14 protein-coding genes are annotated in these 13,681 nt (G+C 40.7%); 2 read left to right on the top strand and 12 right to left on the bottom strand.

Features of this window, described 5'->3' with window-relative positions; translation table 11 throughout:
• Positions 1-48: 48 nt before the first annotated feature.
• From F909_RS08570 to rpe, 4 genes are all read right to left on the bottom strand, one after another.
• On the bottom strand, positions 49-945 hold the full coding sequence (locus tag F909_RS08570; RefSeq protein ID WP_005151315.1) for a copper resistance protein B: 897 nt from the start codon (positions 943-945) through the stop codon (positions 49-51).
• Entirely contained in the window at positions 932-2,872 is a 1,941-nt protein-coding gene (locus F909_RS08565; protein WP_005151317.1) for a multicopper oxidase domain-containing protein, read from the bottom strand. Before F909_RS08565 ends, F909_RS08570 begins: the two co-directional genes overlap by 14 nt.
• A 75-nt stretch (positions 2,873-2,947) precedes the next feature.
• The gene (locus F909_RS08560; protein ID WP_005151319.1) at positions 2,948-3,367 is read right to left on the bottom strand and encodes a hypothetical protein; all 420 of its coding nucleotides are present in this window, start codon (positions 3,365-3,367) and stop codon (positions 2,948-2,950) included.
• 369 nt (positions 3,368-3,736) lie between these two features.
• Positions 3,737-4,423 (bottom strand): ribulose-phosphate 3-epimerase, encoded by a 687-nt coding sequence (gene rpe / locus F909_RS08555; protein WP_005151321.1) that lies wholly within the window; start codon positions 4,421-4,423, stop codon positions 3,737-3,739.
• Between the two features lie 180 nt (positions 4,424-4,603).
• On the opposite strand from rpe, the gene F909_RS08550 reads away from it, so the two are divergent.
• Complete coding sequence (locus F909_RS08550) at positions 4,604-4,882, top strand: DUF2218 domain-containing protein (RefSeq protein ID WP_005151323.1); 279 nt, start codon at positions 4,604-4,606, stop codon at positions 4,880-4,882.
• A gap of 25 nt (positions 4,883-4,907) precedes the next feature.
• Here the strand turns inward: F909_RS08550 and fghA are convergent, their stop codons facing one another.
• The 7 genes from fghA to F909_RS08515 all read right to left on the bottom strand — a co-directional run bounded on the left by fghA (position 4,908) and on the right by F909_RS08515 (position 10,990).
• Positions 4,908-5,753 (bottom strand): S-formylglutathione hydrolase, encoded by an 846-nt coding sequence (fghA, locus tag F909_RS08545; RefSeq protein WP_005151325.1) that lies wholly within the window; start codon positions 5,751-5,753, stop codon positions 4,908-4,910.
• Positions 5,722-7,167, bottom strand: coding sequence for a C13 family peptidase (locus F909_RS08540; RefSeq protein ID WP_005151327.1), 1,446 nt, complete (start codon positions 7,165-7,167; stop codon positions 5,722-5,724). The genes fghA and F909_RS08540 overlap by 32 nt, the downstream gene beginning before the upstream one ends.
• A gap of 203 nt (positions 7,168-7,370) precedes the next feature.
• Positions 7,371-8,180: a class I SAM-dependent methyltransferase gene (locus tag F909_RS08535; protein ID WP_005151328.1), complete on the bottom strand. Its 810-nt coding sequence runs from the start codon at positions 8,178-8,180 to the stop codon at positions 7,371-7,373.
• Positions 8,180-9,001, bottom strand: coding sequence for an undecaprenyl-diphosphate phosphatase (locus tag F909_RS08530; RefSeq protein WP_005151329.1), 822 nt, complete (start codon positions 8,999-9,001; stop codon positions 8,180-8,182). Before F909_RS08530 ends, F909_RS08535 begins: the two co-directional genes overlap by 1 nt.
• An 8-nt stretch (positions 9,002-9,009) precedes the next feature.
• Complete coding sequence (gene tsaB / locus F909_RS08525) at positions 9,010-9,693, bottom strand: tRNA (adenosine(37)-N6)-threonylcarbamoyltransferase complex dimerization subunit type 1 TsaB (RefSeq protein WP_005151330.1); 684 nt, start codon at positions 9,691-9,693, stop codon at positions 9,010-9,012.
• Positions 9,694-9,824: 131 nt separating this feature from the next.
• Positions 9,825-10,352: a gamma carbonic anhydrase family protein gene (locus F909_RS08520; protein WP_171067312.1), complete on the bottom strand. Its 528-nt coding sequence runs from the start codon at positions 10,350-10,352 to the stop codon at positions 9,825-9,827.
• Between the two features lie 23 nt (positions 10,353-10,375).
• Entirely contained in the window at positions 10,376-10,990 is a 615-nt protein-coding gene (locus F909_RS08515; RefSeq protein ID WP_171067290.1) for a CoA pyrophosphatase, read from the bottom strand.
• 122 nt (positions 10,991-11,112) lie between these two features.
• Here F909_RS08515 and F909_RS08510 point away from each other — a divergent pair, with 122 nt between their 5' ends.
• Entirely contained in the window at positions 11,113-11,661 is a 549-nt protein-coding gene (locus F909_RS08510) for an NUDIX hydrolase (protein ID WP_005151342.1), read from the top strand.
• A gap of 40 nt (positions 11,662-11,701) precedes the next feature.
• Here the strand turns inward: F909_RS08510 and F909_RS08505 are convergent, their stop codons facing one another.
• Positions 11,702-13,660: a putative pilus system protein FilF gene (locus F909_RS08505; RefSeq protein ID WP_005151345.1), complete on the bottom strand. Its 1,959-nt coding sequence runs from the start codon at positions 13,658-13,660 to the stop codon at positions 11,702-11,704.
• Positions 13,661-13,681: the final 21 nt, after the last annotated feature.

Consider the following 13,681-nt stretch of genomic DNA (forward strand, 5'->3'; position numbering starts at 1 on the left):
TAGTATAAACCAACAGTATCTCGAAAAAATGACATTTTAAACAAAATATCAGAACTTTAGCGAAAGACCTGCGCCATAGACCCAACCCGTTTTGGAGTCACTGGCAGTTTGCCAATTGGTCTCTTTACGCCCTTTACTATAGCCATAACCAACATCTATAAAAGGCATGACTCGATTCTTGACGATTTCATAGCGCGTTTTAATCCCTACTTCTGCATCGGCAAGACCTGTTTTGGCGGCATACTTCGATTCATCTCGAATCACCCACTCCATTTCCAGATAAGGCTGCATGATCAACTTTTGAGTGAGTAATAAATCCCTTTCAGTTTCCAGAACAAAACGCCATTGCTGATCTTGACCGAAATAAACATGTGCATCTGTCTCAAAGAAATAAGGTGCCATGCCATGTAAACCGACAACCCCTTCAACTTGTTCCTTATCTAACTCACGCTCAGCGTTATAACGGTAATTTACACCTGCCTGTACATCCCAAAAGTCAGCGATATTACGGCTATAAAGTGCCGCAAGACTCTGTTCAGATTTTTCTGATTCAGCCTTGGCATAATCCGCGATGATAAATAACTTATTCTCATCCGTTCCGACCCAAGTTTTCAATTTGGATTTGAGCGTGCCTTGCCCATCTTCATCCAACGACCATTGTGTATCTAGCTGAGTCGCCTGATAGATCTGCCCACCGTGCTCCTTGTAATGGTCAGCATGTTCATCTTTATTTTGCATCTGCGAGGAAACCGTTGGACTTTGATGTTGCGAATGATCCATAGCGGCATTCATCGACATACTGGTCTGGGCTGGCATATTCATTTGCATGCTCTGGTCATGCCCTTCATGTGCATAAGTGACTGCACTGAAAGAAGAGACCATGCCACCAATCGCCAATAATTGTGTATATCGTTTCATCTTAGAAGATTGCTTAGTGATGTGCATGGCTCGCTCCTTGAGATGATTGAACAGGTGTTTGTTTGGGTGCTTTTGAATCATCAACATTTGCGACAATCAGCTTACTCATCATGCCCGCGCTCATGTGATACAACAGATGGCAATGTATCGCCCATTCGCCAATCTCATCTGCTGTCAATAATGCAGTGACCGTCTTGCCAGGTGGAACAATCAAAGTATGTTTATTTGGCATGTCCTGTGGTGCCTGACCATTTTCCAACTGCATAAACATGCCATGTAAATGCATTGGATGCGCCATCATACTGTCATTGACAAATTTAAGACGGATACGTTCACCATAACGTACGGTTAAAGGCTTAAAGTCTGGATCACTAAATTTCTTACCATCAATCGTCCAAATATAACGCTCCATGGTTCCACCCAAACGAATCACTACTTCACGCTCTGCTGGGCGACTATAGCGCTCAGGTTGTGGCTCTAAGGATTGCAAATCGGCATAACTTAAAGCTTTTTGGCCTAATGGCGTTGCTGCGTTGGCCCACCCCTGAACAGTATCTGAAGTTGTTTTTTCAGAAGATACCGCCATCTGGTGTTGGCTATGATCTGACGGCGTTGCTGAAGCTGACATCTCCATCTGACCATGTGCACTATGATCCATACCCGCCATGTTCATTTGTCCATTCGAACTATGATCCATTTTCGACATGTCCATTTTTCCATGTGAACGATGATCCATCGCTGTTTCTTGCATCGGTGCAACTGGTGCTTTACCTTGAGGCATCTGATGCTGACTGTGATCCATATTGGCCATATTCATTGACTGATCTGAACCATGATCCATCTTGCTCATATCCATCTGACCATGCGAACCATGATCCATGCCCATATCTTCCATCGTCAATAATGCACGTGGGCGTGCTTTAGGGATCTGAACCTTTTGCGTATTCGGTGTCATGCTATTGTGCAATGAAGCAATTGCAAAACCAGAACGGTCGATTGATTCAGCTTCAATTTGATAATGTGCCTGCTTAGGTTCCACTAACACATCATAAGTTTCTGCTGTGCCAATACGAAACTCATCCACTGGAACAGGTTTCACTGGCTGACCATCTGCACTGACGACCGTCATTTTTAAGTTTGGAATACGTACATCAAAGAAAGACATTGCTGATGCATTGATAAAGCGCAAACGAACCTTCTCACCTGCATTAAAAGCACCCGTCCAATTCTGCTGTGGTGTCTGACCATTGACTAAATAGGTATAGCCCGTGACATCAGCTAAATCGGTTTTTGCCATTCGCATCTGATTCCACATCGAACGGTCTTGCCAAGTTGCTTTTAAGCCTTGCTGCTTCACCTGTCTCCACACATTGCCCACTGTTTCACGCTGGTCCTGATAGTGCTCAGCAGACTTCTTCAGATTTGCCATAATCTTGTCACTTTCCGTTTCATGGAAATCTGACAACATCACCACATAATCACGCTCAGCCTTTTCATGAGCCGCGACAGGTTGTTTACCTTTCGGATAAATCACCAAAGCACCATACAAACCGTCTTGTTCTTGTCCTTTGCTATGTGCGTGATACCAATAAGTTCCGTTTTGACGAACTTTGAACCGATATTCGAAACTACCATTTGGTTTAATGCCTTTAAAACCATTAAAACCAGGCACGCCATCCATCAAACCAGGTAACAATAATCCATGCCAATGCAGTGAAGTATCTTGATCTTTCAACTGGTTATGCACATGAATAACCGCTTCATCACCTTCTTCGAACTCTAAAAGTGGGGCAATAAATTTACCATTGACCGTGATGCGTTTAACCGGCTTTCCCGTCACATTCACTGTGCCTTGGTTAATATTCAGGTGATATTCTTTAATTGCAGCCAAGCTATAAGGTGCAAACAATAGGCTTAAGCTAGCAATGACACCAGCATATATTTTTGAGGACATGATATTTTTCCTAATCTGTTAACTTTTCAAATTGCGCGTTTCGCTGTGATGTAGAAAACGGCTTGTAAAGACAGATCAGGTTCTAGGAGGGCGTAGAATCTCTTGCCAATAACCAGCAAGATGTCGAGCTTGATAGTCCGTATTAATATGCGTACTGAGCTCTAGAAATGGCGAAGAAGATAAACTTGGTGTCTGTTGGTCTAACGCAAAATTTACTGTTTGGCAATGCGAAGAACTATTACAGTCCTGACAGTGCAAATTATCTTGCATCATTCCTTCATGACATTTCACAAAATTACCCGAATGGGCATGTGGCATTTGATGATGTTGATCCATCATTTGCTGGTCATGACAAGACATCGCTTGAGTTGTTGTAGAAGTCGTTTGATCAGATTGAAGGGTTTGAACTGCTGCAACGACCACACTGCTTCCCCCGATGAAAAATATCATCAGGAATACAAACCACAGATGTTTGTATTGTTTGCGGAGTTGCACTTAATGTTCCTTGTTTCAACAATCAAAAATGAATTGAGTGTGCTTAGCATAATTTCTTTTATGCTTATGCACAATCATCTTTGCATTTGAATTTCGATAATTTCATCTTAACACCGCTCAAAACTGTTGTTTTATCAAGCGAATCAACACTTCAATGATCATGAGCAAAAATAAAGCAAAATGAATAAGTTAATGCACAAAAAAAGGACAAAAACTTGTCCTTTTTTCACCAATTTGTTGTGAATATAAACAACTGAAATCATTTTGTTTATTTTAACAACATCTTATCCACCTGCTTATCAACACGGTTATCCACCCAGTTATAAACAAAGTTATCCACAGACTTATGTGAAAAATAGGATGAAAACACTAAACTTCTGTCGCACCAACTTTTGCCAACTCTGCACGCATCTGGTCAATCACAGTTTTATAGTCAGGTTGACCAAAAATTGCTGAACCAGCAACAAACATATCGGCACCAGCTTCCGCAATTTCACGAATATTGGCTGGACCTACCCCACCATCTACTTCTAAACGGATGTCACGACCACTCGCATCAATAATTTTACGTGCCTGACGAAGCTTTTCCAACGTCATAGGAATAAATTTCTGTCCACCAAAACCAGGGTTTACGCTCATTAATAAAATTTGATCTACTTTATCTAAAACATAGTCAAGATGATGTAATGGTGTTGCCGGGTTGAAAACCAAACCTGCTTTGGCACCGCCAGACTTGATCAACTGCAAAGAACGATCAATATGATCTGTTGCTTCAGGATGGAAGGTAATAATGTCTGCACCTGCTTCCAAGAAATCACCAATCATACGATCGACTGGTGAAACCATGAGATGCACGTCAATCGGGGCTTTGATGCCGTAGTTTTTCAGCGCCTTACAGATACCAGCACCAAAGGTTAAATTCGGCACATAGTGGTTATCCATCACATCAAAATGCACAACGTCTGCACCTGCAGCTAAAACTTTTTCTACATCTTCACCTAAACGTGCAAAATCAGCAGATAAAATCGAAGGTGCAATTAAATAAGGCTTGGACATGGATGACCTGGCAAACTCTGAGAAAATAATGCCTTGATTATAACAAACTTAGACCACGTAAGTCTGTTACAAAGTCATTATTACGGCATTGCAAACTTGCAACACCACGTTGCATCTAGGCTATTTTTATCTATTGCAAGCTTTGCTATGTTAATAATTGGAACAAAAGGATGACTTTGAATGACCAATAGCAGCACTAAAATCACGACAAATGAAGGAAAACGTATTAGTAAACGTTTAGTGAATCACTGGAAGCATAAATTTGAAGTATCAGAGACTGAGCTGCATTCAAAAATTTTCATGCCGACAGCCACCGTTACGCTTACACCACATGAACAACACCTAGATGTACTGATTGAAAATCAGCAAGAAGACGTTGCTCGTCTAGAACAAGTGGTTATTGATCATTTAAATCGTATGGCACAACAAGAATTTATTGTTGAATGGCAGCACCATTAAAAAGAAGCTCATATGAGCTTCTTTTTTATCCTGCAACTTTTTCCAGTTGAATGGCATGGAACTGTAAGTGATCATCAATAAAACTTTGAATAAAGTAATAACCATGATCATAGCCCTTATGTAAACGCAAGGTCAGATGTTGACCTGCATCCAAGCAAGCTTGCTTAAACTTTTCAGGATTCAATTGATCATAAAACTGATCATCAACACCTTGATCAATCAAAATTTCATCGAAAATTCGACCCTTTTGTTGAACCAATGCTGTGGCATCATGCGCTAACCATTGTTGCTGCTCAGTACCTAAATATTGGCTGAATGCCTTTTCTCCCCAAGGACAGATACTCGGTGCACAAATCGGAGCAAAAGCAGAAACTGACTTAAATTGTTCAGGATATTTAAATGCCAAGGTCAAAGCACCATGCCCACCCATCGAATGTCCAAATATACCGACTTGGCTTTCGATGATCGGGAACTCGTGTAAAACATGCGCATATAATTCATCGACCAAATAAGATTCCATTTGGTAATGTTCAGCCCAAGGCTGCTGGGTCGCATTGATATAAAAACCTGCGCCTTGCCCAATATCCCAATGATCTCCCTGCGCTACCCCCTCACCACGTGGAGAAGTATCTGGCGTAATCAGAATCAGACTTAACCGAGCTGCCATTCGTTGTGCATGTGCTTTAATGGCGAAAGTATCTTCAGTACAAGTTAATCCTGCAAGATAGAACAACGCTGAACATGCTTTTCCTTCCAAGGCCGCAGGTGGCAGGTATACGCCCACCTTGCTATTCCCTTTCAGATGCTGAGATTCAAGCTGATAAATTCGTTGTACACCCTCAAAACAACGATTTTTTTGCAGTAGCTGCATGTTCATCATCCTGTGTTTTTGTAATGTCTGTGGTTGCCATATTCTGTGCTGGGAACAGATACGGCTCAAGTTGTGGCAGCATGAGTTCCATATTGCGCCCCATTGACCATTGTGGTTCAGAAGGCTCAACACCTTGTGCCACTTCCCACTTAGTCACGGTTTGTTTGGCCTGCTCAAACGCTTTTTTCATTGAATATTGTTCGCGCATTGCCAAATCAAAGAATGCTCGACCAAAATAAGTATAGTCCGCTTCATTATTACAGCCAAACGATGTTTTATCCGCCGCAGACGCGGTAATAATTAAGGTATCAGGTGATTGTAATGCTGGAATAAAACTACCTGAATAACAGGCTGAAATCACGATTACACGCCAACGAATCCCCGATTTATCCAGTGTTTCTCTTAACCATTTTGGATCAACTTGATCTAAATCCAAGGGCGCATTTTCAATTTCAAAATGATTACGTTCACCATGTGAAGTCATATACAGAAATAGCACATCACTGTCACGATTCATTTGCTGACCAATACGGCGTAAAGCCAACTCCATGCTGGTCTTTGAAGCAATTGGTACTTCTAAACGCGTCGCTGGATTATTAATCAGCATAATAGAGCGACCAAAGGTTCCAAACCGCGTATCAAACTGTTCTCTTATGCGTTCAATTTCGGATTTAAATACATCCACATAGCTATCGCCTGCCACGCCCATAAAATACCAATGGCTTTTGGCAATATCACCGTATTGAATTTGATCGAGTGCTTTATCCAGTAAATGACTTTGTGCATAGAATGCATCTTCGGCAAAACTTGGCGGAGTTTGTTCCACTTTCCAAATTGGCTGATCTTTAACTGAAAGTTGCCAAACCACCATGGTGGCAATGGTTGCCACGAAAACCAAGGCACGTTCCCACCACGGCCAGTTCAAAGCGCGAGAAAATACCCAAATCACAGCCAGACTTTGCCAGACAAATAATCCAACAAATAATGGCGGTAAAAAACCGTTATAGATACTGTCTGGAATAAAATTGAGATAGCCGTTTGAGCCAAGATATTGAATGATGCATTGCAAAAGCAAAATATTGGTATCAAGTACAAGCCACAACAATGCAGGCACCAACATCAAACGCGGCTGGTTCATACGTTGCGACAGGAAAATACCCACAATCAGAGCAATAAAAGGCCAAAGTGCGTAACCAATCAAGCCTTGGGAGTTAAATTCACCTACTTGCCCTGAAACTAACCAACTATACAGCGAGTTGGTACACCCCCCGAGAATCCCCCAAATAATGAGCTGGGTAATTGAAGGGTGCACTATCTGTAAGGAACGACGAGACCCCAGGAACAACCACATTCCAGCAATTTGGTTACTTTTAAAATCATGCCAGATATTAATGGAAGGTTTAAGGTCAATCATAAAATTCTTCGGGAGTTTCTCTTTTCAAGCCTAAACTGAAAATATGCCATTCTAATAATTGAATGTGCAGTACTTTTCCTAAAAGACGCGATGCGTGACTGTAGTGTAAGCTCGACAAGAATTTTTTAGCAATCATGCTTTTGCACTATATCACAAATCTTTACTGAGCATTGACGCAAGCCAAACAATCAATGCATTCTGATTTAAATTTGACCTTTTGGAAAATATGCATCAAAACGGCATGCATCACCTAACCATTGATGATCAGGCGTTTGATCTGCCAAATAAACAGCATGTCTAGGACGTTTTACAATCACACGCTTGGCAATCTGTTGAGCCAAATGCAGTAACTGATCACCTAAATCTATTTCCCCATCTTCAGGTAACAGCATATGTAATAACTGCATTTGCTTTTTGACTTGCGCCTGTTTCTTTATCGCCTGCTGATTCTGATCACGCTGTGGGAACATGGGATCCAAATACACCACATCCACCTGCTCACCATGTTGACTCAATTGCCGTAAATAAGCATTTGAATCGGCAAAGATCAACTGAATCCGCTGCATAAATACTTGTAGGAAAGGATCCTGCTCAGCTTGAGCTTTGCTGTATTCCAGTAACACAAACAAAATTGGGTGACGTTCTACAAGACGAACATCAGCCCCAAGGTAGGCCATGAGTAAACTGTCATGACCCAAACCCGCAGTCGCATCAATCAGACGGGGTTTCTCACCCAGTTGACAGGCTCGGGCAATCATTTCAGATTTTAAACTGGCTCTTTTTAAACGAGAAATTTCAGCGTGCCAATCTGGCTGCATTTTCATTCCATTGGCAGCGAGACTAAGCCCATCTTCATCCAAAACCAACGCCATTTCAGGATTTAAACGCAGAAAACGGGCATTGATCTTTTCAACCAATTGCCCTGTAAGCTGTACATTCAATTCAGCCAGACGTGTTTGCAAGCGCTGAAACTGCTGTTCACATTCCGCTGGATACCAACATCGCATTTGCATTACCAATGCACCCAGCCTGTCCACCAGGTTGCCAAGATAAATAGGCCAAATACAATACGATAGTACGCAAATGCAGTGAAATCATGCTTTGACACATAACGAATCAAGGCACGAATCACAACCAAAGCTGAAACAAATGCAACAATAATTCCCACTGCCAACACGACCATATCATTGCTATGCAACTCATGGCGCATCTTGTACATATCCAGTAAACCTGCACCCATCAACACAGGAATACCTAAGAAGAAGGAAAACTCCGCAGCAGCTTTACGTGATACACCTAAAAATAAAGATCCAATAATGGTCGAACCAGAACGAGAAGTCCCAGGAATTAACGCCAAACACTGAATCAAGCCAATTAAAGTGGCTTGTTTAAAACTCAGATCATCAACCTCTTGAGTCACAATCTGATGGGGGCGACGCTCTGCCCATAAAATAATAAAGCCACCTACAATTAAAGCGATCGCGACGGTAATGGCATTAAATAGATAAGCTTTAACCACATCACCAAAGGTCAAGCCAATAATCACAATCGGAATAGAAGCAATAATCAGGTTCAGACTCAGACGGCGGCCTTGTTCCTGCCCTGTCAGCGCACCAATCAGTGCCCCCCATAGTTTGCCCCAATATTCATAAATGACTGCTGCAATCGCACCAATTTGTACAGCTACGGCAAACATATCTCTTTTTTCAATGGTCCAAAAGTCCAGTAATTGACCCGTTAAAATAAGATGCCCTGTACTTGAGATCGGTAGAAACTCGGTAATTCCCTCTACCAAGCCCATAATCGCTGCTTTAAATAGCAATAAAAGATCCATAATTAACCTTAATTCGCTTTACCTTGTTCTGGAATTTTTTTCCATGCATCATCACGTAAATACACAGGCAGCGCATGTTCAGCATCCACCCATTTTTGCTGTGCCGCGTACACTCTGGCAATTATTGCAATATCCTGCGCAGTTGCCATAATCGTTACATTGGAAGCCTCGGCTGAGTCTATTTGACTAGGCTTAATTAATTCTGAACCTGAACCAATTGCAGTAAATTTACAATATGCAGATGCTTGCTCATAATTTAATAATTTTTCGTCATCCATCGCCTGCATAATGCCCTGCTCATCCACACTGAAATTGGCAATATAGACTTCTTGCATACGTGCATCGAGTACAGCCGAAACTTGTTGCAAACCAGTTAAACGATAAGCCGCTTGCGCCAAGGCTTGTAAACTGGAAACTGGAATCACGGGTAAGTCTTGAGACCATGCAAGTGCCTGTGTGACAGCCGCATTGATACGAACACCGCTAAATGAACCCGGTCCACGACTAAATGCAATTGCAGTTAAATCTGCCAATTGAGTTTTTGTTTGCAATAAGGCTTGTTCAGTCAAAGGCAGAATCGTTTGAGTTTGTGCTTTAGGCCGCTCGTCCAACTGAAAATACAACTCTTGAGTATCATCAATTAATGAAACCGAACACTGCTCATTTGCAGTTTCCAATGCAAGCAACTTCATGCAAAAACCTTAACGAAAAAGAAATAAAAAACGTGGCCCATCATACTCCACTCAAACACTATAGGCGAGTTATTGGCTTTTATTGGTATAAAAACTTGCTAAACCTAACCATTCAACTTAAAGACAATTCATTAAAAGCTAAATTCCTTCAGCTCCAAAAAGTTTTTATAATGTTCTGCATAATGTAAAGCACTTAAACGCAACCGTGCAGCACCCTGCTCATCCAGTATTTTCACCACTTTACCTGGTGATCCCATTACCACGGAATTATCAGGAATAACTTTTCCTTCAGGAATCAATGCATTTGCACCAATAATGCAGTTCTTGCCAATCACCGCATTGTTCAAAATCACGGCATTCATTCCAATTAATGAGTTATCGCCAATGCTACAGCCATGCAACATCACTTTATGTCCAATCGTGACATATTCACCAATATTCAATTCAATACCAGCATCGGTATGTAGTACCGCATTTTCCTGAATATTCGAAAAATTACCAATTCGTATCACGCAATTATCCGCACGAACCACAGCGCCAAACCAAATACTGACCTGACGGCCCAATTCTGCTTGACCAATCACAGTCGCTGTTGGCGCCACCCAGCCATCCCAAGGTTCATGTAAAGCTTTTGGACTCAATCCCTGATAGGTATACATCATGATAAATAACTCTTAATAGATTAGAACTTAGATAAACCAAAATGAGGTGGATTAACCAAGAATGGCCAATTTTTTTGATAGCCTAATCCATATTGAAATAAAGAAATCAGCATACGAGCCGTAAGTCCCCACACAATTTCACTTTCCACCTGCATACTTGGAAAATAAAGCGACTGTCGAGCCAGACGCACCTCATAAGGCAAAGGCGGTGCATCCATCAACTCTTGTAATGGGGCAAAGAAAATTCGATCAATTTCGGTAGGCTGGGCAATTAAATCAACTTGGGCCGGTATTAACCCAACAATCGGTTTGACAGATAAACCACTACGCGCACGCTGTATCGGTAAATCTCCCAAAAGTTTGACATCAAATGGATTGAGTGCTGTTTCTTCTTGAGCTTCACGCAAAGCGACCACAATATTACTGGTATCACTTGGATCGCGTTTCCCACCTGGAAAAGACACTTCTCCCGCATGTTGGGACAATTGCATCGAACGGCGTGTCAGTAACACTTTTGGTTGCATCTCTTGGGTAATTGCAATCAATACAGCAGCATCCGCCTGCTGGATTCGTTTGGAAAAACGCAACCGTTGTTGTAAAAGCTGTATTAACGATGGTTCTTCCATATGACTCATCTCTTTTTTTCTCTTGTTCCTTAATTAACATCATAGCTGAAATTTTCAGTGCAATCATAGATCATGATGCGAAGTCATTAAAATTCAGTTATGCTGAGCTATCTCTACGGCTGATGATAATTATGAGCTTTTGCGTTGCGTGTGGACATGAAACTGAAGCAAAAATTCCAATAGGTGATCATAAATCACGACTTGTCTGCACTCACTGTGGCAACATTCACTATGAAAACCCCAAGGTCATTTGTGGCGCATTGGCACTGTGGGACGATAAAGTGTTGCTGTGTCGTCGCGCAATCGAACCTCGTTATGGCTTGTGGACTTTACCTGCTGGCTATATGGAATTGTTTGAAACCATGGAGCAAGGTGCCGCAAGAGAAACCCGTGAAGAAGCCGAAGCTGAAGTTGAGATTGAACAACTCTACTGTATGTACAATATCCCACGTATTGGTCAAATTTATGTCTTATTCAAAGCACAATTAAAGCAAGGATTATTTGGTGCTGGTGAAGAAAGTATCGAATGCCGTTTGTTTGAAGAACATGAAATTCCTTGGACAGAACTGGCTTTTCCAAGTGTAGAACAAACCCTTAGACATTATTTTGCTGATCGTAAAAGTGGATTATTTCCAACACATTTAGAGACTTTGGGCACCCGACTAGACCATACGGGTTAAATAAAAAAGACCGCAGAAGCGGTCTTTTTTATTAATTTGATTAAACTTTGGTTTTAATTGCATTACATGCTGGGATCTTTTGATCTGCCACTTTTATCGTCACCGTACCAGAATATCTTTTAGCAAGCTCTCTTTCGTCATCTGTTGGAGCGATATAACCAGTTTTGTCTGTTAGTTTATCATATGCACTATTATAAATTGACTGTTGAATAGCGTAGGTATTAGACCAAACAACTGTATTATTCTGGAAATTTGTTAAATTAATACCAGACGGTTGACCGGCTAATAAATTATGAACATTAATCTTTGCACCTGTCCCTTCACTTAGATTTAAACCAAATAATACGCCATCAGCCAAACCAAATGTAGGATTCGATAAAATCATTCGTACCGTAATTGATTTATCCGCTGTACTAAACTCAGTTGCTGCTGTAGTACCAATGCGATATTGAATCTGGTTATTACTATCGGTAATAGTCCCATCTGTGTTAATTGACTTCACAGTACCACAAATACCGGACTTGTCTGTAGCCGTCGCACTTGCTTTTATATCTGTACGGATATCTCCATGTTCATCAATCACGATGCCAATATCAACTGGTTCAAATTTAGCATCTGCAAATTTAACAGTTAATGTTGCATATAATGGGAAGATATATTTCTGTTGTATATCTACATTTTGTTCTGTTTTAAAAATATCTTTTGATAAATAACTTGCTGGACTAAACCTAAGTATATCGATTCTCCCCTTATAAAGTTGGTTATCAATTCTTTGTTCCCACATCCCTAAAAGGGCATCATCAACTGTATCAGTTTCTTTTAACCCCATAACCGATCTATATAAACCTGCAGTACCAGCAATTGTATTACCATTGATAATTTTGCCTTGTTTAATCGATAAATTTTCAGCTGAATTACCACTCAAACTAAGATTTATTTTTTGATCCGTATTAATTGCCTGTATAATAGGATTAAACCAATTACTTTGAGCATTCAATTGCATTTTCCGAGGTTTAACTTTAGTAGTTAATACATATGGCTCACGAACTATATTATTTACTATTGTAGCTGGCCCTCTCCATTGTTGGCCATAACCAAAAATATATCCCTGACGATCAGATAACAGATAAAAATTTCCCATAGAATGCAACAGATTAGTTTTGTCTGTTACACATGTAAAATAATCTTCTTTATTACAACCAAAAAAACCATCAGGTAAAGCAACATTGATGTTTCCTAACCCGCTTCCGCCTGGTTTTAAAACAGGTAGCTCTGCTTGCCAAACACCCGTATTTGATAAATTTATGGACTGTATCAGTAGTCGAAATGCTGTTTCATCAGTTATTTGGTTTAAATCAAGCCATGGTTTTAAAATATTAATATATTCACCAGAAATAAACTCAGTTGACCCGACATTTTTTGTAATATCCTTCAATTGATCTCGTTTTTCTTTTGTTATCTCTGTGGGTTGAATATCCCCAATGAAATTCGAATTTTGTTCAACGCCTATAGCTTGGAAAATTTTAACCAATCCCATCGCAACTTTGATCGTGTCATCATTCATGCTCAATGAGGCTGGTGCTTTTCCTGTTGCCCCCATCGCAATATCAAGTAAGCGAATAAATGGTGGCGTCGCCATTTTTAATTTAGCAATACTGTCAAGTTTTACAGCTCCAAGGCTAATTTTTTTTGCGCTTTCGCCCTGAATATAGAATGAGACTGTGTCACCTATTTTACATGCACCTGATACAGAGTTACTGTCTACCTTGGTCACAAAGTGATTGACCGTATCACTACTACAATCAAAATTTAGTCCAGCGACTGGATAATCCATCACAAACAGTAAACAGTCAGAAGCTTTGATATCACAACTTGTGCTTGATGTAACACCAATTCCACGTGATGGGTCCTCTTTAATTTTTGAACTCTCACCACCACAGCCATTTAAAATGAGTGTTAATGCAGAAAGTGTAAACGGCAATAATATTTTTTTATCCATGCTTAACTAGTCCTAAATTTT

The organism is Acinetobacter sp. ANC 3929 (assembly GCF_000369405.1).
In the GTDB taxonomy this organism is placed as follows: Bacteria; Pseudomonadota; Gammaproteobacteria; order Pseudomonadales; family Moraxellaceae; genus Acinetobacter.

Coding starts and splice junctions, on each gene's coding strand:
- F909_RS08570 (WP_005151315.1), bottom strand. CDS start 945: ATGCACATCACTAAGCAATCTTCTAAGATGAAACGATATACACAATTA.
- F909_RS08565 (WP_005151317.1), bottom strand. CDS start 2,872: ATGTCCTCAAAAATATATGCTGGTGTCATTGCTAGCTTAAGCCTATTG.
- rpe (WP_005151321.1), bottom strand. CDS start 4,423: ATGTCCAAGCCTTATTTAATTGCACCTTCGATTTTATCTGCTGATTTT.
- F909_RS08550 (WP_005151323.1), top strand. CDS start 4,604: ATGACCAATAGCAGCACTAAAATCACGACAAATGAAGGAAAACGTATT.
- fghA (WP_005151325.1), bottom strand. CDS start 5,753: ATGCAGCTACTGCAAAAAAATCGTTGTTTTGAGGGTGTACAACGAATT.
- F909_RS08540 (WP_005151327.1), bottom strand. CDS start 7,167: ATGATTGACCTTAAACCTTCCATTAATATCTGGCATGATTTTAAAAGT.
- F909_RS08535 (WP_005151328.1), bottom strand. CDS start 8,180: ATGCAAATGCGATGTTGGTATCCAGCGGAATGTGAACAGCAGTTTCAG.
- F909_RS08530 (WP_005151329.1), bottom strand. CDS start 9,001: ATGGATCTTTTATTGCTATTTAAAGCAGCGATTATGGGCTTGGTAGAG.
- tsaB (WP_005151330.1), bottom strand. CDS start 9,693: ATGAAGTTGCTTGCATTGGAAACTGCAAATGAGCAGTGTTCGGTTTCA.
- F909_RS08520 (WP_171067312.1), bottom strand. CDS start 10,352: ATGTATACCTATCAGGGATTGAGTCCAAAAGCTTTACATGAACCTTGG.
- F909_RS08515 (WP_171067290.1), bottom strand. CDS start 10,990: ATGAGTCATATGGAAGAACCATCGTTAATACAGCTTTTACAACAACGG.
- F909_RS08510 (WP_005151342.1), top strand. CDS start 11,113: ATGAGCTTTTGCGTTGCGTGTGGACATGAAACTGAAGCAAAAATTCCA.
- F909_RS08505 (WP_005151345.1), bottom strand. CDS start 13,660: ATGGATAAAAAAATATTATTGCCGTTTACACTTTCTGCATTAACACTC.